This is a genomic window from Flavobacterium orientale (assembly GCF_014638005.1).
Classification (GTDB): Bacteria; Bacteroidota; Bacteroidia; order Flavobacteriales; family Flavobacteriaceae; genus Flavobacterium; species Flavobacterium orientale.
The window spans coordinates 1-25,442 of the sequence record NZ_BMFG01000006.1; the positions used below are offsets into that span (position 1 = coordinate 1).

The 25,442-nt window shown below is 34.5% G+C and carries 15 protein-coding genes and 1 CRISPR repeat array; of the genes, 10 read left to right on the top strand and 5 right to left on the bottom strand.

Annotated features, from left to right (window positions below):
* From IEV15_RS08550 to IEV15_RS08560, 3 genes are all read left to right on the top strand, one after another.
* Positions 1-437: T9SS type B sorting domain-containing protein (locus IEV15_RS08550; RefSeq protein WP_188362110.1), on the top strand; the 437-nt coding region annotated here is incomplete at its 5' end.
* A 702-nt stretch (positions 438-1,139) separates the two neighbouring features.
* On the top strand, positions 1,140-2,144 hold the full coding sequence (locus tag IEV15_RS08555; protein WP_188362111.1) for an alpha/beta hydrolase: 1,005 nt from the start codon (positions 1,140-1,142) through the stop codon (positions 2,142-2,144).
* 199 nt (positions 2,145-2,343) lie between these two features.
* Positions 2,344-2,919, top strand: coding sequence for a DUF6438 domain-containing protein (locus IEV15_RS08560; protein ID WP_188362112.1), 576 nt, complete (start codon positions 2,344-2,346; stop codon positions 2,917-2,919).
* A 198-nt stretch (positions 2,920-3,117) separates the two neighbouring features.
* Here IEV15_RS08560 and IEV15_RS08565 read toward each other — a convergent pair whose 3' ends face one another.
* Complete coding sequence (locus IEV15_RS08565) at positions 3,118-4,308, bottom strand: pyridoxal phosphate-dependent aminotransferase (protein ID WP_188362113.1); 1,191 nt, start codon at positions 4,306-4,308, stop codon at positions 3,118-3,120.
* Between the two features lie 100 nt (positions 4,309-4,408).
* Here IEV15_RS08565 and IEV15_RS08570 point away from each other — a divergent pair, with 100 nt between their 5' ends.
* Positions 4,409-5,731, top strand: a complete 1,323-nt coding sequence (locus IEV15_RS08570) for a PDZ domain-containing protein (protein WP_188362114.1) — start codon at positions 4,409-4,411, stop codon at positions 5,729-5,731.
* Between the two features lie 75 nt (positions 5,732-5,806).
* Here IEV15_RS08570 and IEV15_RS08575 read toward each other — a convergent pair whose 3' ends face one another.
* Entirely contained in the window at positions 5,807-6,238 is a 432-nt protein-coding gene (locus IEV15_RS08575) for a DUF1573 domain-containing protein (protein ID WP_188362115.1), read from the bottom strand.
* Positions 6,239-6,445: 207 nt separating this feature from the next.
* Here IEV15_RS08575 and IEV15_RS08580 point away from each other — a divergent pair, with 207 nt between their 5' ends.
* The gene (locus IEV15_RS08580; protein ID WP_188362116.1) at positions 6,446-9,076 is read left to right on the top strand and encodes a valine--tRNA ligase; all 2,631 of its coding nucleotides are present in this window, start codon (positions 6,446-6,448) and stop codon (positions 9,074-9,076) included.
* 199 nt (positions 9,077-9,275) lie between these two features.
* Here the strand turns inward: IEV15_RS08580 and IEV15_RS08585 are convergent, their stop codons facing one another.
* Complete coding sequence (locus IEV15_RS08585) at positions 9,276-9,473, bottom strand: hypothetical protein (protein WP_188362117.1); 198 nt, start codon at positions 9,471-9,473, stop codon at positions 9,276-9,278.
* 490 nt (positions 9,474-9,963) lie between these two features.
* On the opposite strand from IEV15_RS08585, the gene IEV15_RS08590 reads away from it, so the two are divergent.
* The 3 genes from IEV15_RS08590 (at position 9,964) to IEV15_RS08600 (ending at position 19,085) form a co-directional block, all read left to right on the top strand.
* Positions 9,964-10,713, top strand: coding sequence for a hypothetical protein (locus IEV15_RS08590; protein WP_188362118.1), 750 nt, complete (start codon positions 9,964-9,966; stop codon positions 10,711-10,713).
* Between the two features lie 362 nt (positions 10,714-11,075).
* Positions 11,076-15,731, top strand: coding sequence for a type II CRISPR RNA-guided endonuclease Cas9 (cas9, locus tag IEV15_RS08595; protein ID WP_188362119.1), 4,656 nt, complete (start codon positions 11,076-11,078; stop codon positions 15,729-15,731).
* Between the two features lie 80 nt (positions 15,732-15,811).
* Positions 15,812-18,084: a CRISPR direct-repeat array (repeat unit 36 nt; unit sequence GTTGTGGTTTGATTAAAGATTAGAGAACACGATATT).
* Between the two features lie 338 nt (positions 18,085-18,422).
* Positions 18,423-19,085, top strand: coding sequence for a transposase (locus tag IEV15_RS08600; RefSeq protein ID WP_229734122.1), 663 nt, complete (start codon positions 18,423-18,425; stop codon positions 19,083-19,085).
* Here IEV15_RS08600 and cas2 read toward each other — a convergent pair.
* Both cas2 and cas1 read right to left on the bottom strand, forming a co-directional pair.
* Positions 19,082-19,411: a CRISPR-associated endonuclease Cas2 gene (gene cas2 / locus IEV15_RS08605; RefSeq protein WP_188362120.1), complete on the bottom strand. Its 330-nt coding sequence runs from the start codon at positions 19,409-19,411 to the stop codon at positions 19,082-19,084. The genes IEV15_RS08600 and cas2 overlap by 4 nt on opposite strands.
* Positions 19,402-20,313, bottom strand: coding sequence for a type II CRISPR-associated endonuclease Cas1 (gene cas1 / locus IEV15_RS08610; protein ID WP_188362121.1), 912 nt, complete (start codon positions 20,311-20,313; stop codon positions 19,402-19,404). The genes cas2 and cas1 overlap by 10 nt, the downstream gene beginning before the upstream one ends.
* A 404-nt stretch (positions 20,314-20,717) precedes the next feature.
* Here cas1 and IEV15_RS08615 point away from each other — a divergent pair, with 404 nt between their 5' ends.
* Both IEV15_RS08615 and IEV15_RS08620 read left to right on the top strand, forming a co-directional pair.
* A complete protein-coding gene (locus IEV15_RS08615; RefSeq protein ID WP_229734123.1) occupies positions 20,718-23,042 on the top strand; it encodes a hybrid sensor histidine kinase/response regulator in 2,325 nt (774 codons plus the stop codon).
* 102 nt (positions 23,043-23,144) lie between these two features.
* A complete protein-coding gene (locus IEV15_RS08620) occupies positions 23,145-25,439 on the top strand; it encodes a putative monovalent cation/H+ antiporter subunit A (protein WP_188362123.1) in 2,295 nt (764 codons plus the stop codon).
* The last annotated feature ends 3 nt before the right edge of the window (positions 25,440-25,442 follow it).

The window sequence follows — 25,442 nt, forward strand, 5'->3', positions numbered from 1 at the left end:
CCATCACGGTGAATGTAACGGGCGGTTTAGGCGATTATGAGTATCAGTTAGACAACGGACCGTTCCAAGACAGTAACGTGTTTACAGATGTGAGTGCAGGAAGTCATACCATTACTGTTAGAGATAAGAACGATGGGGGTTGTGATACGGTGATTATCATCAAAACAGCCATCAATTATCCGTTATTCTTTACACCAAATGGGGATGGATATAATGATACATGGAATATTATTGGATTAGGTGACCAGCCCTTTGCGAAGATTTATATCTTTGACCGCTATGGAAAACTACTCAAACAGATTAGTCCAACAAGCAATGGATGGGACGGTACTTTTAACGGACAACCACTACCTTCAACGGATTATTGGTTTACGGTAACCTATGAAGAGGATGCTCAGATGAAAGAATTTAAAGCACATTTCTCGCTGAAGCGATAAAACAATAAAAACTCCTGAGGAATCAGGAGTTTTTTTTATAGTGTACTTTTTTTGTTTATCGATTGGGTAGCAAGTTTTACTACCTGACCCGTCCTAAAAAAACTATACAGATTGATAAATAAATCCTTTTTATAGTTATACAACTATATTATATTTTTGACTGTATTGTGTTATTTGTTCCTGTCTCTAAATTAGGATATTTGTTAAAATCTGTCACCATTGATGGCTTATCTATGGAGTATCTATAAAGTATCTATGGAGTATCTATGGAGTATCCATATATTTGACTCAATTTTGACCCGTCCTAAAAAAACTATACAGATTGATAAATAAATCCTGTTATAGTTTTACAAATAGGATTTACAACTATTTTCGTTTGTAGTTATTTAATTATTTAGTTCTTTTGATTCTTTCGATGTATTATTGTAAGAAGGGTGATAAAAATGATGCGAAAGGATTGGGTTGGATTTTTTTATATTTGAGGGAAATGTTTTGCTGTGAAGTCATGGAATACACAGAGTAACGACACATCCGCTAGTGTGGGCATCTCGCTCGTAACCGCAAAGAAATAAATTTTTCTATCTTTGAAAGATGAGCAGAAAATCAAATTTGGAGAAGCAACCAGAGCTTTTATGTTAGTTGCTATTAGCAAAGGATAAATGTTCTGACAGTTTTATTTTTCTAATAAAAAAAATTATAAAAATGAAAAAGTATATTTCATCAATTATGATTTTGGTTAATTTTGTACAGCTATGGGCACAAGATTACCAACAAGATAAATATTTGGATTCTTTCCAAATGCTTACTGTAGCTCAACCTGATGACTATGAAGGGAAAGTAACCTTTACTCTGGTTAGTAAATTAGCAGATGAAAAGTCGAATAAAGCGGTATTGTACATACATGGTTACTGTGATTATTTTTTCCAGGAAGAATATGCAGAACAATTTACCAAAAGAGGCATTAACTTTTATGCGTTAGACCTTAGAAAATACGGTCGTTCTTATTTGCCTCATCAGGTGATTTATAACATGCGTTCATTAGAGGAGTATTTTCCAGATATAGATTCAGCATTAGAAATTATCAAAAAAGAGGGTAATGATAAAGTCTTATTAAATGCTCATTCTACAGGAGGACTCATCTCTAGTTTGTATGCTAACCAACGAAAAGACAGTCCGTTTTTTGATGCTATTTTTCTCAATAGCCCATTTCTTGAAATGAATATGAGTTGGTTCAAAAGAAAAGCAGCCATACCCTTGATTGCTAAAAAGGGTTTAAAAAAGCCGAATAAAACCATAAAAGGCTCTTCTTTATCGTTCTATGGTGAAAGTCTGCATAAGGACTACAGAGGAGAATGGGACTACGATTTATCGGTAAAGCCGATAGTTTCTCCCAATGTTACCTATGGATTTATAAGAGCCTTGTATTTAGGACACAACGAAATTAAAAATAGACTTCACATTACTCAACCTATTTTGGTTATGCATTCTGATAAGTCGATCCAAAGCAAATCATGGAGAGAAGACTTTTACTATTCGGATTCGGTATTAGATGTAGGGGATATAGAAAAGTATTCTTATTATTTAGGAAATCAGGTCAAAACAATAGCTATAAAAGATGGGATGCATGACTTGGTTCTTTCCAGAACTCCTGTTAGAAATGAAGTTTATCGAAATCTATTTGATTGGCTGGATAGTATTAGTTTTTGAAAATAAAGTAAATAAATAGAAATTATAAATTTCAATCTTTAATTACTTTAGTAAAATTATAAAGCCACATGAAGGGATTCGTGCGGCATTGGGGAAGACTTCGGATCGGGGGGCTATCATCATTACCAAGAAAGAATGAATACTGAGAATGGTAAAACACCTTTCAATACTGACGGATATAATATACTAATAAAAGCAAATGAAAAATATAAAAAATTTAAATCAACTACGGAGGTTTGGAATAGTATGTGGAACTTTCGTTATTAGTCTTTTCTTATCGTGTAATAGTGATAGTTCAAAGTTTAATTATATTGAAATTTCTACATCCGGTTGTTATGGTACATGCCCAGTTATTGATGCTAAAATTGAAAAGAATAAGATATATTTCAATTTAATCGAATTTAACAAATTTGAAAAAGGAAACTATTTATTAAACTTAGATAGAGATCAAATAATACAAATAAATAAGTTGTATAACAATCTTGATTTGGAAACGCTAAATACTATTTATAGTAATGATATCGCAGATGAACAAAGAATTAAAGTGAAATTTTTTAATAAAAATAAAATTAAAGAGATTTTTTACATAGATGGTAGTGCTCCTAAAAACCTTGAAGCCTTTGTTGATTATATAATAAAATTAAAAGATCATGATTCTATTAAAAAAAAGAAGATTCAATTTTCGTTTTCAACTAGGATTGGTTTTGATTATGCAATACCAGCTCCACCTCCTAACCCACATTTAAATGATGTTCCAGAGGATAATGTTCCATAATTAGTGATTAAGCAACATTTACAAATTAACTTTTTATAAATCAATACTTAAATGAAGTTTAAACCAAAAGGCAAGCGTAGTTTGTCTTTTTCATTTTATAAGATTACAGATAGCTACCAAAAGACACTGTTTTTAAAATCCTACCACAAAAAAAACTCCTAATTTCTCAGGAGTTTTTATTTATAAATAACTGTATATTTAATTTGGATATACTTTTAATGCTTCTTTTAGAATGCGTACCGATTTAATTAAATCTTCTTTCTTTAGGACGTAGGCAATTCTCACTTCATCTAAGCCAACACCGGGAGTGGAATAGAATCCGGCGGCAGGGGCAACCATTACGGTTTCGCCATTAAAATCATAGCTTTCTAATAACCATTGTGCAAAATCATCGGCGTTTTTTACGGGTAATTTAGCGATGCAATAGAAGGCTCCTTTTGGTTTGGCTACCATCACGCCATCAATTTGGTTTAATTCTGTGATAAGGGTGTCTCTACGCTCTTTGTATTCTGAAATTACTTCGTCAAAATAACTTTGTGGGGTATCTAAAGCGGCTTCGCTGGCAATTTGTGCGAAGGTTGGCGGACTCAATCGGGCTTGTGCAAACTTCATTGCGGCAGTCATTAGTTCTTTGTTTTTGGAAACAATGCAACCAATACGTGCACCACACATGCTGTATCGCTTTGATACGGAATCAATCATAATGGCATGTTGCTCTAAACCGGGAATGTTCATCACTGAATAATGCTCATCACCATCATAGGTAAACTCTCTGTAGACTTCGTCAGCAATCAAAAACAGATCGTGTTTTTTGACCAACTCGGCCAATTGCTGCATTTCTTCTTTGGTATATAAATAACCCGTTGGATTACCCGGATTACAAATTAGAATTGCTTTTGTTTTTGGGGTGATTAATTTTTCAAAATCAGCAATAGGAGGTAAGGCAAAACCTTCTTCAATCGTTGAAATTACCGGCACTACTTTTACACCCGAAGCAGTTGAAAATCCATTGTAGTTGGCATAAAAAGGCTCAGGAATTATGATTTCATCACCGGCATCCATGGTGCTTCCCATAGCAAACAACAAAGCTTCAGAACCACCGGTAGTGATGATGATGTCTTCGGTTGCAATTGGCAAACCATGGTTGGTATAATAAGCGGATAACTTTTTTCTGTAGCTTTCAAATCCTGCGGAATGGCTGTATTCTAATACTTTAAAATCCAGATTTTTGATAGCATTCATGGCTACTTCCGGTGTTTTAATGTCGGGTTGACCAATGTTTAAATGGTAAACTTTCACCCCTTTTTTCTTAGCTATTTCTGAATAGGGAACCAATTTTCGGATTGGTGATTCCGGCATTGCTTTTCCTTTAGATGATATTGATGGCATGATTCTTATTTTAAGTATGCAAAGTTGCAATTTTTTTGATAAACACCCAATGCATTCTTTTATATTTTGAATATTTAGTATATTTAATAAATTTTTGTTTATGCTAAAGAATTGGTTACTGATAGTATCGCTACTATCTTCATTTTTACTTTTGGGCCAAAACGAATTCCGTTTGCTATCGAAGAACAATAAAATCAAGATTCCTTTTAAACAGATTAACAACTTGCTTTTCATTAAAGTGGTTGTTAATGAAATTCCGTTGACTTTTTTGTTGGATACCGGTGTAGCTGAGACTGTTTTGTTCAGTTTGGAAGAAACGGATCAGGTGAAATTTTTTAATGTCGAAAAAACGCTGTTAAAAGGTTTGGGTAAAGAAGATGCAATTACTGCCTTGCGATCGTCAGGGAATACGCTAAACATTTCAAATAAATTGATTGATACTAATCATGAGGTTTTGATAGTATTGGAAGAAGATATCAATTTCTCTTCGATGGTTGGTATTCCGGTTAACGGCATATTGGGTTATCATTTTTTTAAAGACTTTTTGATTGAAATTGATTATGATAAAAAAGTGTTGTTTGTGTATGAAAACAATGCGAAGTTCCGACAGAAAATAAGCAAAAAGTATGAAGCCTTTCCGATTTCTCTGGAAGGGAGAAAGCCTTATATTCAAGCATCGGCGGTTTTGACTGAAGCTAAATTAGCTGCAAAATTGTTGGTGGATGTAGGCAATAGCGATGCGTTGTGGTTGTTTGAAAGTGATGTAATTGAGGTGCAAGAACCCAATTTTGAAGATTTTTTGGGTAGGGGTTTTAGTGGTGAAATCAATGGTAAAAGGGGACGCATATCGGAGTTGGCAGTTGGTGACTTTGTTTTGGAAAATCCTATTGTTGCTTTTCCAGATTCTATTTCGATTAAGAATGTCAACTTGGTTCCGGACAGGGTTGGGTCGATTGGAGCCGAGATACTGAGGCGGTTTAATTTGGTTTTTGATTACAAATCATCCATTTTATATTTAAAAAAGAACAGTAATTATGGCGATGCTTTCAGTTTTAATATGAGCGGTCTTGAGATTCATCATAAAGGGAAGCAATGGATTCCGAAGCCTATTGAATTTAGTCCCACAAAAATAACTTTTCAAACGCAAGGAGTTGCTACGCCTCAAGCGGCTTCTATGGCTTTTGAATTCAAACTCATATCGGTTTATCGCATTGCGAATGTGCGAGCTAATTCGCCTGCTGCTTTAGCGGGTTTACAAAGGGATGATGTGTTGGTATCGATAAATAAAAAACCCGCTTATTTGTTTTCTTTACAGGATATCAATGCTTTATTAAAATCGAAGGAAGGGAAGCGTTTGCGATTTGAAGTGGAACGCGAGGGGAAAATTATTACGACAGAGTTTGTGTTGAAGAAAATACTATAAAAAAATCCACAGTGGCATTTGAGGTGCTGCTGTGGATTTGTTTTATTTTAAATTTTAACATCTAAATTTTAAATTTTACTGCATTGGTCCTGTTTTTTTTGGTTCCAGTACATTTACTTGTTTATTTTCGAGGACATCGCCTTTGATTTTCAGGTGGATTTTACCGCCATCATAGTTTACAGCGTTGCTTTCTACGGTGATGCTTTTACGGATAGGACCGGTAGCCATGTTGTATTTTACTTCAATTTGGCCGGTTTTTCCCGGTAAAATAGGTTCTTTCGGTCTTGACGGAACGGTACAACCACAAGTAGATTGCACGTTGTTGATTATCAATGGAGCGTCGCCAGTGTTGGTGAATTCAAAAACACGAATTCCCGAATCCACTCCTTTGTACACTTTGCCATAGTCAATGGTATTGTTTTCCGCTTTAAACTCAATTTTGGGTCCGGTTTGGCTAATTGCGGTGAAGCTCATAAATACCAGACCTAGTAGTAGTGCTTTTTTCATAACTTCGATTTTTGGGTACTGTAAAATTACTTTATTTTTTTATTCAAAATTCAAATAGCATTTCTTTTTTGAAACTCTATCGAAATCCTTACTTTTGCAACTTATGCAAAAACCAATCCAAAGTATTTTGGTGCAGCTTTTTGTTGATTTAAAACCAAGTGTAATTGCTGTTTTTTTAATTGAAAAACTATAATATAAAATTTGACTATGTCTATTCCTGCTCAATTTAATGCCAAAGAAGCCGAAGAAAAATGGTATGCTTACTGGATGCAAAATAATTATTTTCATTCGGAGCCTGATCATCGTGAACCTTACACTATTGTAATTCCACCGCCAAACGTAACAGGGATGCTTCACATGGGGCATATGTTGAACAATACGATTCAGGATGTGTTGATTCGAAAAGCCCGTCTGAAAGGCTTGAATGCGTGTTGGGTACCGGGAACTGACCATGCTTCTATTGCTACAGAAGCAAAAGTGGTTGCCAAATTAAAGGCAGAAGGCATCAATAAAGAAGATTTGACCCGAGAGGACTTTTTGAAACACGCTTGGGAATGGACGGATAAACATGGTGGCATCATCTTGGAGCAACTTAAAAAGTTAGGAGCTTCATGTGATTGGGAACGCACTAAATTTACGATGGACGATGATATGTCGGCTTCTGTAATCCATTCGTTTGTGGATTTGTATAATAAAGGCTTGATTTATCGCGGGTATCGCATGGTGAATTGGGACCCGGAAGCAAAGACGACTTTGTCTGACGAAGAAGTGATTTTTGAAGAGCGTCAAGGGAAATTGTATTACCTCCGCTATGCGATAGAAAACAGTACGGAATCGGTGGTGATTGCTACCACACGACCCGAGACTATTTTGGGCGATACGGCGATTTGTATCAACCCGAATGACGAACGATTTATGCATTTGAAAGGAAAGAAAGCTATTGTTCCGATTTGTAATCGTGTGATTCCTATCATTTTTGATGATTATGTGGATATGGAATTTGGAACCGGTTGTTTGAAAGTAACTCCGGCTCATGATGTGAATGATAAGGAATTGGGCAACAAGCACCAATTGGAAATCATTGATATTTTTAATGAGAATGCTACGTTGAATAGTTTTGGTTTGCATTATGAAGGCAAAGACCGCTTTGTGGTTCGTGAGGAAATTGTGGCCGAACTGGAACAATTGCAACACCTTGTGAAAATTGAAAACCACATCAATAAAGTAGGGACTTCGGAACGCACAAAAGCGGTTATTGAACCGAGATTGTCTGACCAGTGGTTCTTAAAAATGGAAGATTTGGTGAAACCTGCTATTAAAGCCGTGTTGGAAACCGAAGAGGTGAAATTGTATCCGAACCGATTTAATAATACCTATCGTCATTGGTTGGAAAATATACGCGATTGGAATATTTCCCGTCAGTTGTGGTGGGGACAACAAATTCCGGCTTATTATTATGGCGATGGGAAAGAAGATTTTGTGGTTGCGACTACTCAAGAAGAAGCGTTAGCGTTAGCAAAAATAAAAGCCAACAAACCCAATTTGACTTTAGCGGATTTAAAACAAGATGCCGATGCGTTGGATACTTGGTTTTCGTCGTGGTTGTGGCCAATGGCTGTTTTTGGAGGTATTTTAGAGCCTGAGAACAAAGATTTCAAGTATTATTATCCTACCAATGATTTGGTTACCGGCCCGGATATTTTATTTTTCTGGGTGGCTCGCATGATAATTGCAGGATATGAATATACGGGTGAGAAACCGTTTACGAATGTTTATTTGACGGGATTGGTTCGCGATAAGCAACGTAGAAAAATGTCGAAGTCGTTGGGTAACTCCCCTGATCCGTTGGATTTGATTGAGACGTTTGGTGCGGATAGTGTTCGTGTAGGTTTGCTATTGAGTGCTTCTGCCGGAAACGACATTATGTTTGATGAAGAATTGTGTAGCAACGGAAAAGCGTTTGCTAATAAAATATGGAATTCTTTCCGTTTGATTAAAGGATGGGAAGTAGCTGATTTGCCGCAACCTGAAAGTGCGAAAGCGGCGATTGCATGGTATGAGGCAAAATTCCAAAAAGTGTTGGTGGAGATTGAAGACAGTTTTGAGAAATACCGTTTGTCTGATGCTTTAATGGCAATTTATAAATTGGTGTGGGACGATTTTTGTTCGTGGTTATTGGAAATCATTAAGCCCGGTTACCAACAGCCGATTGACAAAGCTACGTTTGACAAAGCCATTGAAATGTTGGAAAACAACATGAAATTGTTGCATCCGTTTATGCCGTTTTTAACGGAAGAGATTTGGCAGTATATTGCTCCAAGGGCTAAAGAGGAAGCACTTATTGTTTCGCAGTGGCCTGCACAGAAACCTTTTAACGACACGTTGATTACGGATTTTGATTTTTGTATGGAGGTAATCGCCGGTATACGAACTATTCGAAAAGAGAAAAATATTCCTTTTAAAGATGCGATTGACTTGCAGGTGATTAATAACGAAAAAGCAACGACTGTTTTGGATAGTATTGTAGCTAAGTTGGTGAACAGCACCTCGATTACTTATGTTAATGAAACGGTGGAAGGAGCGTTGACGTTCCGTGTCAAATCGAATGAATATTTTATTCCGATTACGGGGGCTTTTAATGTGGAAGAGGAAATTGCTAAATTGAGTGACGAATTGAAGTACACGCAAGGCTTTTTGAAATCGGTTCAAGGGAAGTTGTTGAATGAGAAATTCATGAGTTCTGCTCCTGAGAAAGTGGTAGCGAACGAACGCCAAAAAGAAGCGGATGCTTTGGCCAAAATAGCGATGATTGAACAAAGCTTGGCGAATTTGAAATAGGTGTAAAGCTTGTTTTGGGTTGCCGGTTTGTTTGGTAGTTTATAAAATAAAACCCTAGTATTTCTTAGTACCACTTGTTGTATTGACTAAGATTATTAGGGTTTTTTTATTTTTGAGCGTTGGTGTGGTACTCTTTAATGCACTTTGTTTGGAATAGGGGATAACCCACTATTTTTTTTAGCTTTTCGTTGACTGCTGTTTATCTTCTTTTGTTAATCATTCTTTTAATTTCTTCACTATCTAAGCCACAATAGACACAAAATTCTACAATAGTGACGTATTGATGTTCTGATTTGTTTGAAAATTTTTTGATTTTTTGGATTAAGTCTCTTCCATAGCGTTCGCTTCGACCAAGAATTATACTTATGTCTTTTGGAAAAATGGTTGTTCTTTCCATTGGTTTAGGTTATTTAAAGTTTATAATTTGGGGATTGTAACTTTTTTATTATTTCTTACTTATTTCATCAGTTATTTGTTTTTACTCCTTCAATACTATTCTCATACTCTATCTATACTTGGCTAATACTTGGCTAATACTTGGCTGATACTTTGTTGATACTTGGCTAATACATGAGCATTACTCAATAATCGTTCAGAGCATTAGTTGTCAAGTGATGAAATTGCTACTGTTTTGGGGTATATAACCCGAAAGACTACCTTAAAAATTGGTTGATTTAAGACACAAGAAAACAGAAAAAGAGGGGGATTGTTTTTGGAAAGCACTCCCTTTGTGTAAGAAAGTAAGTGCTAAATTAAAAATAATATTGGAAAAAACAAACTTTTTTGGCAAAATCGGCAGAAATGGTAGTAAGCGGCAAGGGTTATTTTTTGTATCGTATTGACTATCATAGCTTTGTTTCATTATTAATCAATAAATTTTTTTAATTATGGCTAAGCAAAAAGGCTTGTTTAAGGTTGAAGGAACGTTGGATGACGTTACTTTTTACAAAAAAGGAGAATCTTATTTTATCAGAAACAAAGGAGGCGTTTCGAGACAACGCGTTTTGAATGACCCTTCCTTTGCAAGAACCCGGGAGAATGGTTCAGAGTTTGCAAATGTTGCTGCATCGGGAAAAATGCTACGCAATGCTAATTCTGTTTTGATAAAAAAGGCAAAAGACGGTTCGCTAACACGACGCTTGATGCATGTGTTGGCTAAGGTTAAGAATGCGGACACGGTTTCTGTCAGAGGACAGCGAAATGTTAACGATGGTTTGTCAACTACAGATGGCAAAGCTTTTCTGAAGAATTTTGATTTTAATAGTTTCACCCCATTGAAAGCTATCATGCAGGCTCCTTATGAATTGGATACTGTAACGGGGACAGTTACTATTACTGATTTGGTTCCGATGGATATGTTGACTTTTCCCAACTATGCTTCGAGAGTCACTTTTAAGGTTGGTTTTATGAATTTGGATTTGTTGAACGGGGATTATACCATCACGTATAGTCCTGAAGTTACGCTTCCAATAGATATGACCAGCAGCAGCCCTGTTGTTACTCCGACTGGAGTTCCGACGGGAAGTGGCTATAGTTTTTATTTTTTGCTAGTTGAGTTTTCGCAAGAAATAAATGGTGTGTTTTATGCTTTAAATGATGAAACGTATAACTCGTTGACGTTGCTTGAAGTGGTTTAATCTTTTGTTTGCGTTTTTTTAAAACTCCTCCTTTGTGAGGAGTTTTTTTTTGTAGGGACAGGTCGCGACCTGTCCGTACATGACCTGTCCGTACATGACCTGTCCGTACGCGAGCTGTCCGTACAAACCTTTCCGTACACATTTTATCTTTAGAAATTAAAAAAAAAGAAAAAGTCCCACCGAAGCAGGACTAAAGATTTTCATCTACGGCATATAGCCTTATTGTGATAAGATTAAAGATTAGAATAAAATTATCTATGACAAATATATAAAAAAAATATTTTACTTGGATTACGGATTTCCGTAAATTACTACTAAATTTTTTTTGTATTTTTATGAATTGAATAAAAATCGATATCGTTATGGGGAAAATATTAGGTTTGGATTTGGGGACAAATAGTATTGGGTGGGCATTGATTGATGATATAGAAAATAAAATTATTGACTCAGGAGTGCGTATTTTTCCCGAAGGAGTAGTTGCAAAAACTATTGGACAAGGTGAGAAAGAAGAAAGTAAAAATGCAAGTCGACGAAATAGTCGTCAGCAAAGACGTGGTTTTTATAGAAAAAGATTACGTAAAATTAAATTATTGAGAACACTTATTAATTTAAAAATGTGCCCTTTGAGTCATTCTGAACTAGATATATGGAGTAAATGGGATAAGAAAAAAAAGAAAGATGGCAGAATGGCACCTGAAATCCATTTACCAGAAAATCATCCTTATTGTATATGGTTAAAACAAAATCCATATTTGTTGAGAGATAGAGCTTTAAATGAAGATATATCTCTACAAGAATTTGGTAGAGTGTTATATCATTTAATTCAGAGAAGAGGTTTTTTGAGCAATCGCAAAGGAAAGGAAGATGGAAAAATATATAAAGGAAAAGATGGAGTAAAAGGTATTGAGGACACTCAAAAAGAATTACAAAATTCAACTTTGGGAAAATATCTGTTTGATATTTTGCCTAAAGATAGCGAACCTTTTAAAGTAATTCAAGATGAAAATGGTAATGAATTGCGTGTTCGCTCAAGATATACTTTGAGAGATATGTATATAGCCGAATTTGAAGCAATATGGAATAGACAAGCCTATAATTTGGGGCTTGATATTATTGAATATACTAACGAGAAAAAGATATTGTTGAAAGGGGGTCTAAAAAATAAAAGAAACAACAGTAAAATTGAGCATTTAAAAAAGATTAAAGGAGAAAATAATGTTGAAGTTATTGAATTGATTGATGAATTATCGATTAATGATAATCAAAAATATTTATTGAAAATAAAAACTAAACTTCCTTTAAAAGATTTTTTAGCAGGAAAAATTGAAAAAAACGAAGAAGGAGAATTAAAGTTTAAAAGCAATGAAAGTGTTTTGTTTTGGCAAAGACCTTTGCGTTCTCAAAAAGGACTTCTTGCTAAATGTAGATTTGAGCCTGATTTGAAAGATGAAAATGGTAAATTCATACAAAAGGGTAAAACACCTTGCCCATTATCACATCCTTTATATGAAGAATATCGTACATTGCAATATATCAATAATATTGAATATGGAAAAAAGCAAAGATTGGAAGAGTCACAGCGTTTGCAAGTATTGGAATTAATTAACTCTAAAGAAAAGAAATTTGATTTTATAGAAATAAAAAGGAAGTTAAAATTAGAGTATGAAACATTTAATTATGCAGACGACTCACCAGTTATTGGCAATTATACAACAAAACAACTGAATGTATTATTTCCAAAATCAATACTTGAAAAAGAATACTCAATAACAGTTAATGATCAAGAAACTATAGAGTATGGTTATGAGCGTATTTGGCACTTGTTTCATTATTGTGATGATAATGATATATTGTTGGAAAAACTTCAAACTATTTATGGTTTAACTGATACTGATAAAGAAAAAATTTCTAAAATAAATTTAAAAGAAGATTATTCCAGTGTTTCATTAAAAGCTATAAAAAACATTTTGCCTTATCTAAAAAAAGGATTGCGTTTAAGTGATGCTGTAATTTTGGGTGGTGTTAGAAACGCTTTTGGTAAAAAATGGGAGTTATATAAAAATGACCATTTCGAACTAGAAAAAGATTTATTAAAAATAAATCACGAAAAATCTAATAAAGAAGGAGAAGCTATTGAAAAAATTAAAGATTATTTAATTGAAAATAAATACGGATTTGCAGAGAATGATATTCGATTTAAAAAATTGTATCATCATAGTCAAGAGGTTATTAAAGTAGAGCAAAAAGATAAAATAGATACTGTTGAAAATTTGAGAAATCCCATTGTTCAACAAGGCGTTAATGAAACAAAACGATTAGTAAATGAATTGATTACACTTCATGGAAAATTTGACCAAATTAAAGTTGAACTTGGTAGAGATTTAAAGAACAGTAAAACTAAACGTGAAGAATTAGGTTATAAAATAAGAGAAAACGATAAAAAAAACGAAAAGGCAAAAGAATTATTAATTGAATTTGGTTTGCGACAAAGTAGAGATAATATTCAAAAAGTCTTGTTATATCAAGAAATGCCAATTTCTGTTTGTCCTTATACCAATAAAACAATAAATATTTCAGATGTACTCGGTAGGGAAAATAAGTTTCAAATAGAGCATATTATACCAAAATCAATTTCCTTAGATGATAGTTTTGCAAATAAAACATTATGTGATTCAAAATTTAATGGTTTAAAAGGAAATAGAACACCTTACGATTTTTATGAAATCAATAAAGACCCTATACTGTGGGGAGGTGCTAAATCTTGGGAAGAGATTGAAATACGAGCTTTTAAAGTTTTGCCTTACCCCAAAGCAAAACGATTTGTATCTAAAACAAAATTTGAAACCAATGATTTTATACAAAGACAATTAAATGATACTCGTTATATAAGTAAGAAAACAAGTGAAATCCTTTCGCAAGTATGTTCAGATGTTCGTGTGATGCCAGGTAGTTTAACTGCGGAATTGAGGAGACTTTGGGGCTTGAATAATATTCTGCAACCCATAATGACGGTAGATATTCCTAATCTACACATTGAAGAAAACAAACATATACCTCACTATGTAGTTTTAGACAATGAAAAAAAACCAATTTTATCACAACGAATTTATTTTGATAAACCAATTACGAAAGAAAATGAAACACTTTTGTCTGGAAGTATTGAAAAGGGAGTTTTTAAATCGAAAGAACAGTATGTTAAATTTCAAGTAAATGCACCAGAATTAGCAAATGGCGATTATTGGGCAAAATTAGTATTGTCTAATCCAAAAAATATTGTCCAAGTATTTAAGGATAAGCCAAATGCTTTAGAAAATGAAATTGTTTTAAGAGGTAAAATTGAAAAGGAAAAATTCAAGAATGATGGTTTGAATGCCATAAATGCTATTGGTAAGGATAACGGAACGTATTGGGCAACATTTTCAATAATTAATAGGGATTTTAAAAAACCTGTTAAAGAAGAGCAACCCAAAAAAAATGGAAAGCAAATACTTCTATTTGGGGAAGTAAAGGAAGGTCTTTTTTCTTCGTATATTTATGACTGTGAGGCAGAAATTGAAGATGGAAAGTATTGGCTCATTATAGATGTTAATTTTGAAAATGTTTCTTTTGAAAGAGCATTAAACGAAAAACCGTTGGTAAAAGAGAATCAAATTTTGATTCAAGGAACTACGAATGATGAAAATATATTTGTTTCGGATATGGACAATCAGCATCATTTTGAAATTGAAGAAGGCAAAGGGAAATATTATGTATTGTTTGATATTGTTTCTGAAGTAACTGAATTTTCTCCTGTTAAAACCACTATTCCAGTCCTCGAAGAAGGGCAGTCGTTAGTTGAAGGAACAACTTGGGTTGATAAATATACGGGAGAAATAAAATTTGACCCAATTAAAAACCGGGAAGATCACCGCCACCACGCCATTGATGCTCTTGTTATTGCATTAACAAAAGAATCTTTTTTCCAACGGTTAAGTAAACAAAATGCTTCAAATGAAAATAAGAAAAGAGGGATTGAACACGAAAAAGAACATTTAGACTTTCCAGAACCTTGGAATGGTTTTCATAATGAAGCAAAAAATGTTATTAATAGTATTCTCATTTCTCACAAGCAAAACAAAAAAATCCTTACGAAAATTACCAAAAAGATTACCAAAAATGGGCAAACTTTTAAAAGTAATGGAATGGCTGTTAGAGGACAGTTGCATAAGGAAAATTTATATGGATATAGAACACCACCAATTGGAGAAGCTGGGTATCATATTAGAAAATCTGTTGAAAGTTTAAAAACCGATAAACAATTGGAAAAGATTGTTGATGTAAAAATTAAAGAAATAATAATTAAAGCAAGAAAGGCAGAAATTCCTTTGTATAAAGAAGTAGAACAACTTTCTAAACAACTGAAATCTCCAAAAAATACAGAAATCGAAGAAAAAGAAATTAAAGAAAAAATTGTAGCATTACATACGAAAATTAAATCACTGTATACTTTGCCAAATAAAAATGGAGAGCCAGTTCCAATAAAAAAAGTGAGAGTTTCGGAAGAAATGGGAAAAGCTCAACAATTAAAACCTTCTATAAAACAATATGTGAATCCAAGAAATAATCATCATATTGTAATTTTTAAAGATGAAAATGAGGAGTTAAAAGATGATATTACAAATTTTTGGAAAGTTGTAGAAAGAGTTAAGCAAAAAGATGAAATCTATAAACTTCCTGATTTAGAAATTGGAAAACCAGCCCCAAAAGAACTAGTATTAACTTTTCAAGAAAATGATATGTTTTTGTTGGGACTTTCTAATGAGGAGTATAATGATAATAAACAAGACCTTGTTTTTCTAAGTAATTATTTATATCGAGTTCAGAAAATATCAGATGGGGATTATTCATTTAGATACCATCTTGCATCCACTGTCACAAATAAAAAGGAGGAAGTAAGAATAACGAGTATGAAAAAGTATCAAGAAATGAATCCAATAAAAGTGAATATTTCGGTTTTAGGAAGGATTGAAAAACTGTAATTTTGCTTAAAGTTCTTTGACATAAAACTTTTTAAATCTTGAACAACAAAACCACAACGGAGTTTCTACGCAGTCACTCCGTTGTGGTTTGATTAAAGATTAGAGAACACGATATTCAACTACTTTAACGTTTGTTGATAGTGGTAGTTGTGGTTTGATTAAAGATTAGAGAACACGATATTCCGGACAGCTTCCTTTTACTAAATTCTTTGTTGTGGTTTGATTAAAGATTAGAGAACACGATATTACCCGGTGATGTTTTTACAATTTGGTATACGTTGTGGTTTGATTAAAGATTAGAGAACACGATATTAATAGCACCAAACTGTTGGCCCACTTCTTTGTTGTGGTTTGATTAAAGATTAGAGAACACGATATTTCAATAGCAATAGCCCATAACTCCACCCTAGTTGTGGTTTGATTAAAGATTAGAGAACACGATATTGTAAACCACAAAGCCGATAAAGTAGCCTTTGTTGTGGTTTGATTAAAGATTAGAGAACACGATATTCAACAGAATAGGAATATTTAATTCCTTTGCGTTGTGGTTTGATTAAAGATTAGAGAACACGATATTAAGGTATTTTGAATTATACCGGTATTAACGTTGTGGTTTGATTAAAGATTAGAGAACACGATATTTAGTCACCTTTAAGTTGTCAGCCTCTTCATGTTGTGGTTTGATTAAAGATTAGAGAACACGATATTGATCCGAATGAAGAAGCTGGAGTAGTACATGTTGTGGTTTGATTAAAGATTAGAGAACACGATATTATCGATTCAAAAAAAATAATCTATTCGCTTGTTGTGGTTTGATTAAAGATTAGAGAACACGATATTGTTTCAATAAGGTTATACTGGCCGTTGATGGTTGTGGTTTGATTAAAGATTAGAGAACACGATATTCACAAATTGAACTAACAGCAGATACACCAAGTTGTGGTTTGATTAAAGATTAGAGAACACGATATTTATATCGTTTACATTAGTGATTTCTATTTCGTTGTGGTTTGATTAAAGATTAGAGAACACGATATTGAAATTAAAAAACACCTATGCTCAGTTGCAGTTGTGGTTTGATTAAAGATTAGAGAACACGATATTCCGGAATACCTTGATAAAAAAGCACGCATAGTTGTGGTTTGATTAAAGATTAGAGAACACGATATTCAGAAATGCACAAGAAATCACATGGGATAGTTGTGGTTTGATTAAAGATTAGAGAACACGATATTTTTGTTTTTAATGATTTTGCCTAATTCTCGTTGTGGTTTGATTAAAGATTAGAGAACACGATATTCAGAACTTGGTCATCGTGTTTTGCTGATTGTTGTGGTTTGATTAAAGATTAGAGAACACGATATTTTACAAAAAGCAAGTCAGCAACCGAGATACGTTGTGGTTTGATTAAAGATTAGAGAACACGATATTTCCAACTTTACAATTGGTGTTAGTTCGTTGTTGTGGTTTGATTAAAGATTAGAGAACACGATATTTTTTACAATTGAAGTGCCTAATACAACCTTGTTGTGGTTTGATTAAAGATTAGAGAACACGATATTTGATTTACAAAATCAAAAGTTTGCGTGATGGTTGTGGTTTGATTAAAGATTAGAGAACACGATATTAAGTTTTTTAGAATTATTAAAAGACTTGCCGTTGTGGTTTGATTAAAGATTAGAGAACACGATATTTTTTGTGCCACAATGTTTAACCATGATGCAGTTGTGGTTTGATTAAAGATTAGAGAACACGATATTGCAGAATTATTCATACAAGACACTAACGCAGTTGTGGTTTGATTAAAGATTAGAGAACACGATATTTTAGGAAAAGCTTTGAATGATCCTATTGCGTTGTGGTTTGATTAAAGATTAGAGAACACGATATTCTGTTGCTTTCTCAGTTATCTAGGGATGTTGTTGTGGTTTGATTAAAGATTAGAGAACACGATATTCAATTATCAACACTTCCATGACAGTAAATCGTTGTGGTTTGATTAAAGATTAGAGAACACGATATTTCTATAATTGAATAAACGATTTCGTCTTTTGTTGTGGTTTGATTAAAGATTAGAGAACACGATATTATTGAAACACAGGAACGCTGCTTGTCATCAGTTGTGGTTTGATTAAAGATTAGAGAACACGATATTTTCCTCCCAGAATGATAGAGGACTTATTAAGTTGTGGTTTGATTAAAGATTAGAGAACACGATATTCAAAATATATGACCTCTTCTAACAGGTGTTGTTGTGGTTTGATTAAAGATTAGAGAACACGATATTTTTGACAGTCGAAGCAATTCAAACCTCAAAGTTGTGGTTTGATTAAAGATTAGAGAACACGATATTAGTTGGCCTGTTACCTTCTGCTACTCAAGAGAATATAGTGTTATATCGTGATAAAAAATGCCTCTTTTACAGAATGATAAGCTGTGATTGAGGCATTTTTTTGTTTGTAGGGGTGGGGACAGGTCGCGACCTGTCCGTACCCGACCTGTCCGTACCCGACCTGTCCGTACCCGACATTTCCGCACAGAACCTGTACGCACAGAACCTGTTCGTACCCGACCTGTCCGTACAAGATGTCTGAAAACGATTTGTCCTTATCAGTTCTGTATAAAAATTTTGTTGGTTATTATATTATCATTATTTTTGAAATATTATAAGCCAATAAAATAGTATAAGCCATGAAAAATCGCAAAAGAAATCGAATGAAAGGATTCGATTATTCCAGTAATAATTTGTATTTCGTTACAAATTGTGTGAAAGATAATGTGTGTTGTTTGGGGCGTGTTACTATCGTAGGGACAGGACGCGTAGGGACAGAACGCGTAGGGACAGGTCGCGAAGGGACAGAACGCGTAGGGACAGGTCGCGACCTGTCCGTACAGGATTCCCAAAATCAAGATTCCCAAAATCAAGATTCCCAAAATCAAGATTCCCAAAATCAAGATTCCCAAAATCAAGATTTCGAAATTAATCATGTTGTTGAATTAAATCAATTTGGTTTATTGGTAGAAGAAAGAATCAATTGGTTGATGAGTCAGTATGAATATGTTGACATTCATAATTATGTGATTATGCCAAATCATTTTCATCTTATTCTTGAAATAGATAGCCAAAAAGTGAAAGATAAAGGCATCAAAATTAAATCGTTGTCAAGTTTAATGGGGGCTTTGAAAACAACTACTTCTAAATTAATTCATGAAGCAGGCTTTCCGGAATTTGAATGGCATCGCTCTTTTCATGATCATATCATTAGAAATGAATTTTCTTATTTGAATATATTCAATTATATTTCTAACAATCCCGAGAGATGGGATGATGATGTTTTTTTTAAAAAGGTTTAAAACAATTCTAATTGGGTGGGCTGTGGTTCTTTAGGTACTTCACATTTTCCCCAGAAGTTGAGAATGTTTCCGAATTGTTTATCGGTTATTCGCAGTACGCTGACTTTACCCAATGGTGGCAATAGTTTGTTTATTCGTTTTTCATGTACGTCTGCACTTTCGCTACTTGCACAGTGACGCACATATACGGAATATTGCATCATACTGAAACCATCCTTTAAGAGGTTCTTTCTAAAGCCTGACGCATTTCGTCGGTCTTTCTTAGTTTCTGTTGGTAAGTCAAAAAATACAAATAGCCACATAATTCTGTATCCGTTTAGTTCCATAATTTTGGATATTTTATTTTCTTTCTATCTCCTGAATAGCATTGTTGCAATGAACTTGCTGTTTTTTGTAATGCTACCATCAGTGGACTTTTCTCTTCTTTAAAATAGACCGTTCGCGTTAGAATTTGCAGCATTTCTGATTTGAGCTGTGTGTTTAGTTCTTGCTCTTTGTAGTTGTTCATTAACTCATACACTTTTTCATCTACTATTGGACGAAAGGGTTCCATAATATCATCTGCCAAAGCAAAAGCATTGTATTTGCTTTTGTGATGTATGCCTAGGGTATTAAGTAATCCGCTACCGGATAATGCTCTGGCAGTTGCCGCTCTAAGAATGGCATAGCCATAATTTAAAAAGTTGTTAGGATAGTCTCCAAAACGTTCTCGTTTGAAATCTAATTGTTTGGCTCGTTCGCTGTCACTTTGGTCAAAAAAAGATTTCCAATATTGACTGGCTGCTACTCCTTCCATATTTGACGTATCACCACTTTGTACTTTTCCTGCGAGGTAGTTAAAATGATTTTTGGTGTTTGTTATTTTTTCTAATAGTAGTCCTTGGTTTTTTATCTTCTCAACGATTGTTTGTTGCCAAAGTTGTTTTTTTAATGGCAAGCTGGCTTCTATTTGGTTGCGAAATATTTCTTGTTGGATGTGATGACTGTTGAGGTTAAGGAACATTCCATTTGGAAGGTGATTGGTATTGCAGATTATAATGGCTGTATTGTTTTCAATCATCAGATTCATAGCCGGAATGCTGATGTATGTTTCGGCATTGTCAATTACTAAAAACCCAATATCTTCAACAGGCACAGTGGTTTCCCTTGTTTCTGTTTTGATTACGAGTTGTAGGTTTTTAGTGGAAAGAGAGGCTTTGTTTTCGATTAATAGTGTTCTTTTTATCATAACTACTTTCTTAAAAAGAATACAAGATACTAAAAATCAAATAAATAGAGATTTGGTGGGATTGGTGGGGGGAGAGGACAGGGGAAAAGGGACAAGGGACAGGTCGCGACCTGTCCGTACTCGACCTGTCCGTACTCGATCTGTGCGTACATAATCTGTTCTTAGTTTTATTTTTGCTAATTACTCTTATTTATACCTCGCAAAGACTGTGTGATTTAAGGGCAAATACAATAGTTGTTCCCTCAAAGTTAAACTAGAACGATTGTTAAAAAAAAAGTCTTGTAGTATTTATTCGAATGGTTTTTCTATTTTTATCGAACCAATACCACAAATTTAACCTCTATTTGAAACTAAACTACAACCCTAAGGTTTGTGTGCTGTGTCACTTTGTGCTGCTACTTTTTATGTTAGTAAGTAGTACTGTCAGTGGTCAATTTATCATCAAACCGGATACTACGCTTGACGAAGTATCGCTTCATCCGTATGCTACACTTGCCCGTTTGGGTGCTGAATCGATCTCACTTGATGCTGTATTGCAACTGGATGCCAATCAATTTGAAACCTTGCCCAACAGTAACACTGATTTGGGATTTACTTCTGACCATTATTGGTTGCGTTTTTCTATACGTAATGAATTAACTACTACAAAAATCTTCTTTTTAGAGGCGTGTCGACCTATTGTTGATGTAGCTGAATTGTATACTATAGATGCGAATGGTGCTGTTACTAAACAAGTAAGCGGCGATGCTTTGCCCTTTTCGGAACGCGATTTTAAAAACAGAAAGACCATTTTTAAAGTGGCGATTGCACCCCAAACTACAAAGCAGTATTACCTTCATTTGAAGAGTGATGGGGAGGCAATTAATGCGGGACTGGTGTTGCGGTCTTATGAGAACTTGATGGAAACCAGTATGTTTGAGCAATTGGTTTTTGGGATTTTTTATGGAATTTTAGGTATTGCTGCCATTATCTATTTGTTTTTCTTTTTTGCTCTTGGGCAACGCAGTTTTTTATACTACAGTTTGTATGTTGTTTTTATTGGCTTGCTGCAATTTTCATTGGATGGTTTGTTTTTTCAATTTATAACACCCGGTTCGGGTTGGCTGTCGTTGAATGCGGTAATCCTCTCTGCCTGTATCGCCAATTTCTTTTTGGGAAGGTATGCTCAGGTTTTTTTGAAAGTAAAAGAATATAGTTCTTTTTTGAATAGTGCATTTTATGTGGTTTATGTGTTGGATTTCTTGTTGCTGATTTCGTTGTTTGTTCATCCGGGTGCATTGGCTTATTCTTATCCGCTGGCTAATTTGTTTGGGTTGCTATTGCTGTTGTTAATTATTTCGTCTGTTGTAGTAATTTATGTAAAGACCCGAAAAGTTGATTATTTCTTTGTTATCGGTATTTTCTTTTTGATAGCCGGTTTTGTTGTTTTTATCTTGAAAAATTTCAGTATGTTGCCGGTTACTTTTTGGACGGAAAACGGTTCGAAATTGGGCACCGGTTTGGAGGTTGTTTTCTTATCGCTATCGATGGCTAACTTAATCCGAAAATTGCGAGATGAACGCGAGGAAATGCAAGACATTGCCCTTCAAAAATCGGAAGAAATGAATGAGATGAAAACGTATTTTCTTTCTAACATCAGTCATGAATTGCGAACGCCTTTGAATGCCATTTTGAATTTGTCGAAAATTTTGATTAAAGAGACCACAGAACCTACCGTTCAGAAAAATGCCATGATGATTAAAGACTCTTCCTATAACCTTTTGAGTTCGGTAAACGATATTTTGGATTTTTCGAAGATAGAAAAAGGGGAGTTGCAGTTGGATAAAGAGCCGTTTTTGTTGCGACCTCTTTTGGAGCACATGATTGCTAACATGCACAACAAAGCAAAAAGTCAGGATTTAAAGTTTGAAGCACTTTTAGCTACAGATTTACCAGCTCAATTGGTGGGTGATAAGTTTCGTTTGACGCAAATTATCTACAATTTAATGAGCAATGCTTTTAAATTTACGGCTGAAGGATTTGTTACGTTGACCGTTTCCTGCAAACCTTTGAAGGGCAACCAAATTGCTTTGGAGCTATCTGTTGAGGATAGTGGTGTTGGGATTGATGCAAAAAAGTTGTCGGCAGTTTATGATTCTTTTTCACAAGAAAATATCACTGACAAGCGAAAATATGGTGGTTTGGGCTTAGGGTTGTTTATCGTAAAACATTTAGCCGATTTACACCAAGGTTCTATAGCTATTCAAAGTAAAGTGAATGAAGGCACCGTTAGTAAAGTAACTTTGCACTTTGACGTTTTACCCCTTGCTGAACCAACAGAAGTGCTACCAGAAGCTGAAACCTATGATTTGCATGGGAAACGAATTTTGGTTGCTGAAGATAATGCCATGAATCAAATGGTGTTAAAAATGATTACCAAAAAATGGCAAAATACTGAAATTGTTTTTACGAATAACGGACAGGAATGTGTGGATGCGTTGCAGGAAAACAATTTTGATATTATCTTAATGGATTTACAGATGCCTGTTATGGATGGTTATGAAGCTACGCTTGCTATTCGAGCCGGAGCGTCGGGTGATTCCAAAAAAGACATTCCTATAGTTGCCGTTACTGCTGATGTGATGGAAAGCACAAAAATCAGGGTGATGGAGATTGGGATGAATAAATATATTTCAAAACCTTTGGATAAGGAGGCTTTGTATAAAATGGTTAAAGAACTGACCTTATAGCCCTCTTTTTTAATTACGTTATATTTTTGCTAAGATTTGTTTAGGACGCCCAATCCACGCTGATAATTCTTATATTTGCACTTATATAGTTTTTGAAAACCAATGATATTTACCATACTGTTGTGTGTTATAGTGGCTTTGTTTTTAATTTTTTTCGGTAAAAAGTTAAAAGGCTCAATTTCCTATCTACTCACTTTATTACCCTTGTCTCTGTTTGTGTATTTTACCACTTTTATTGGTAAAATAGCACAAGGTGAAGTGCCTGTTCAGTTGTTTGAATGGGTTCCCAGTATGGGTATTCATTTGAGTTTCCGGATGGATGGCTTGGCGTTGTTGTTCAGTTTGTTGATTACGGGAATCGGTACTTTGGTTTATTTATATACTTCCTATTATCTAAAAGGGCATACTTATCTGGATCGATTTTATGGGTATTTGTCCATCTTCATGGGAGCTATGTTGGGGTTGGTACTTTCTGATTCCATCATGGGATTATTTATATTTTGGGAGTTAACGAGTATCAGTTCCTTTTTTCTGATTGGATTTAATAACCATGACAAAGCTTCCCGAACATCGGCTTTACAAGCTTTAGCTATCACAGGCTTTGGTGGTTTGTTTTTATTGGGAGCTGCTATTTTATTTGGATTTATTGGATCAACTTATTCCATTCAGGAATTGATTCATAGCGGTATTGATTTTACAGAAAGTCCGTATTACGTTGTTTTGTTGGTCTTTATATTTATAGCTGCATTTACAAAATCGGCTCAGTTTCCGTTTCATTTTTGGTTACCCGGAGCGATGAAAGCACCGACACCGGTTTCTACTTATTTGCATTCTGCCACCATGGTAAAAGCGGGTATCTATTTGTTACTTCGCTTTACACCGCTTTTAGGGAATCATGAATTTTGGAATACTACGTTGTTTACTGTAGGAGCTATTACCATGCTTTATGCTGCTTTTCACACGCTATTTCGAACGGATTTAAAAGGGATTTTAGCTTATTCTACCATTTCGGTATTAGGGATTTTGGTTTTTTTAATCGGAATAGGAACTTCTACAGCATTGCATGCCGCATTGGTTTTTATCGTAGTTCATGCCTTATACAAAGCCGCACTTTTCTTAATCACGGGAATACTAGATCATGAAACCGGAACTCGAAATGTAACCAAGTTAAGCGGATTAAAATCGGTCATGATGCCCGTTGCCATTGCCGGACTTTTAGCGATGTTGTCGAATGCGGGTATGCTACCTAGTTTTGGATTTGTTGGAAAAGATTTGATCTATGAAGCCACTTTGCAGAGTAGTGAAGCTGTTTTATTTACGGTTTTTGCGGTTGTAACTAACATATTGTTGTTGTATGCCGGATATCAAGTGGGGATAAAACCATTTATTGGCACCTTACCTGAAAACTTTACATCTGTTCATTTACCGGATAAACGGTTGTGGATGCCGCCATTGTTATTGGGTGTTTTAGGAATGCTTTTCGGCTTGTTTCCCTCGATTTTAGACAATGCCTTGTTTCAGCCTTCCTTGAATGAATTAGCACCTGATTCTTTTGTATCACCATTGAAACTATGGCATGGCTTTACGTTTGTTTTGCTTTTGAGTATAGTGACTATAGCTTTGGGACTTCTTTTGGTTTTTGTATTACAACCATCGGCTGTAAAAGAATTAAAATTGAAAAAAGTAGATTTTTTAGCCCCTAAAACATTGATTAGAGGATTTGCCAATGGATTTCAAAAAACGGCTTCCCTTTGGACGAACTTTTTTCAAAATGGTTATTTGCGAAATTATATCCTCACCATTATTTTGTTTTTAAGTTTTTTGATTGGTTATTATTTGATTCATAATGTTACCTTTTCTCTTGACTTTAATTCGTTGTTGGATTTAACGATTTATGAGGTTTCCACCTTGTTGATAATGGTCGTGGCTGTGTTTTATGCCATTTTTACAAAATCAAGATTAGCAGCTGTGGCCGCGATGGGTGTTGTGGGTTATGCAATCTGTATGATTTTCGTGTTTTATAGTGCACCTGATTTGGCGATGACACAATTTACGATTGATACTTTAACCGTCATTTTGTTTGTATTGGTTTTGTATCGATTGCCTAAATATTTAACGCTATCTGATTTTAAGACAAGAGTGCGAGATGGTTTTATTGCGGTGTTATTTGGTTCTTTAATCACTATCTTGTCGATTGAAGTTTTACAAGTTTCGCATGCGGGAGAAACCAAGCAGTTTTATGCTGAGAACTCTTATGTGTTAGCAAAAGGAAAGAACATTGTAAATGTGATTTTGGTTGATTTCAGAGGATTGGACACGATGGTAGAAATTACGGTTTTAGTAATTGCTGCTTTGGGTGTTTTTGGTTTATTAAAATTACGAATTAGAAATAAATAAAGG

Bases quoted from the DNA above. Each gene is read 5' to 3' on its own strand.
- IEV15_RS08615 (WP_229734123.1), top strand. From the start codon at position 20,718: ATGTTAGTAAGTAGTACTGTCAGTGGTCAATTTATCATCAAACCGGAT.
- IEV15_RS08580 (WP_188362116.1), top strand. From the start codon at position 6,446: ATGTCTATTCCTGCTCAATTTAATGCCAAAGAAGCCGAAGAAAAATGG.
- IEV15_RS08590 (WP_188362118.1), top strand. From the start codon at position 9,964: ATGGCTAAGCAAAAAGGCTTGTTTAAGGTTGAAGGAACGTTGGATGAC.
- IEV15_RS08585 (WP_188362117.1), bottom strand. From the start codon at position 9,473: ATGGAAAGAACAACCATTTTTCCAAAAGACATAAGTATAATTCTTGGT.
- IEV15_RS08555 (WP_188362111.1), top strand. From the start codon at position 1,140: ATGAAAAAGTATATTTCATCAATTATGATTTTGGTTAATTTTGTACAG.
- IEV15_RS08560 (WP_188362112.1), top strand. From the start codon at position 2,344: ATGAAAAATATAAAAAATTTAAATCAACTACGGAGGTTTGGAATAGTA.
- IEV15_RS08600 (WP_229734122.1), top strand. From the start codon at position 18,423: ATGAAAAATCGCAAAAGAAATCGAATGAAAGGATTCGATTATTCCAGT.
- cas1 (WP_188362121.1), bottom strand. From the start codon at position 20,313: ATGATAAAAAGAACACTATTAATCGAAAACAAAGCCTCTCTTTCCACT.
- cas9 (WP_188362119.1), top strand. From the start codon at position 11,076: ATGGGGAAAATATTAGGTTTGGATTTGGGGACAAATAGTATTGGGTGG.
- IEV15_RS08575 (WP_188362115.1), bottom strand. From the start codon at position 6,238: ATGAAAAAAGCACTACTACTAGGTCTGGTATTTATGAGCTTCACCGCA.
- IEV15_RS08565 (WP_188362113.1), bottom strand. From the start codon at position 4,308: ATGCCATCAATATCATCTAAAGGAAAAGCAATGCCGGAATCACCAATC.
- IEV15_RS08620 (WP_188362123.1), top strand. From the start codon at position 23,145: ATGATATTTACCATACTGTTGTGTGTTATAGTGGCTTTGTTTTTAATT.
- cas2 (WP_188362120.1), bottom strand. From the start codon at position 19,411: ATGGAACTAAACGGATACAGAATTATGTGGCTATTTGTATTTTTTGAC.
- IEV15_RS08570 (WP_188362114.1), top strand. From the start codon at position 4,409: ATGCTAAAGAATTGGTTACTGATAGTATCGCTACTATCTTCATTTTTA.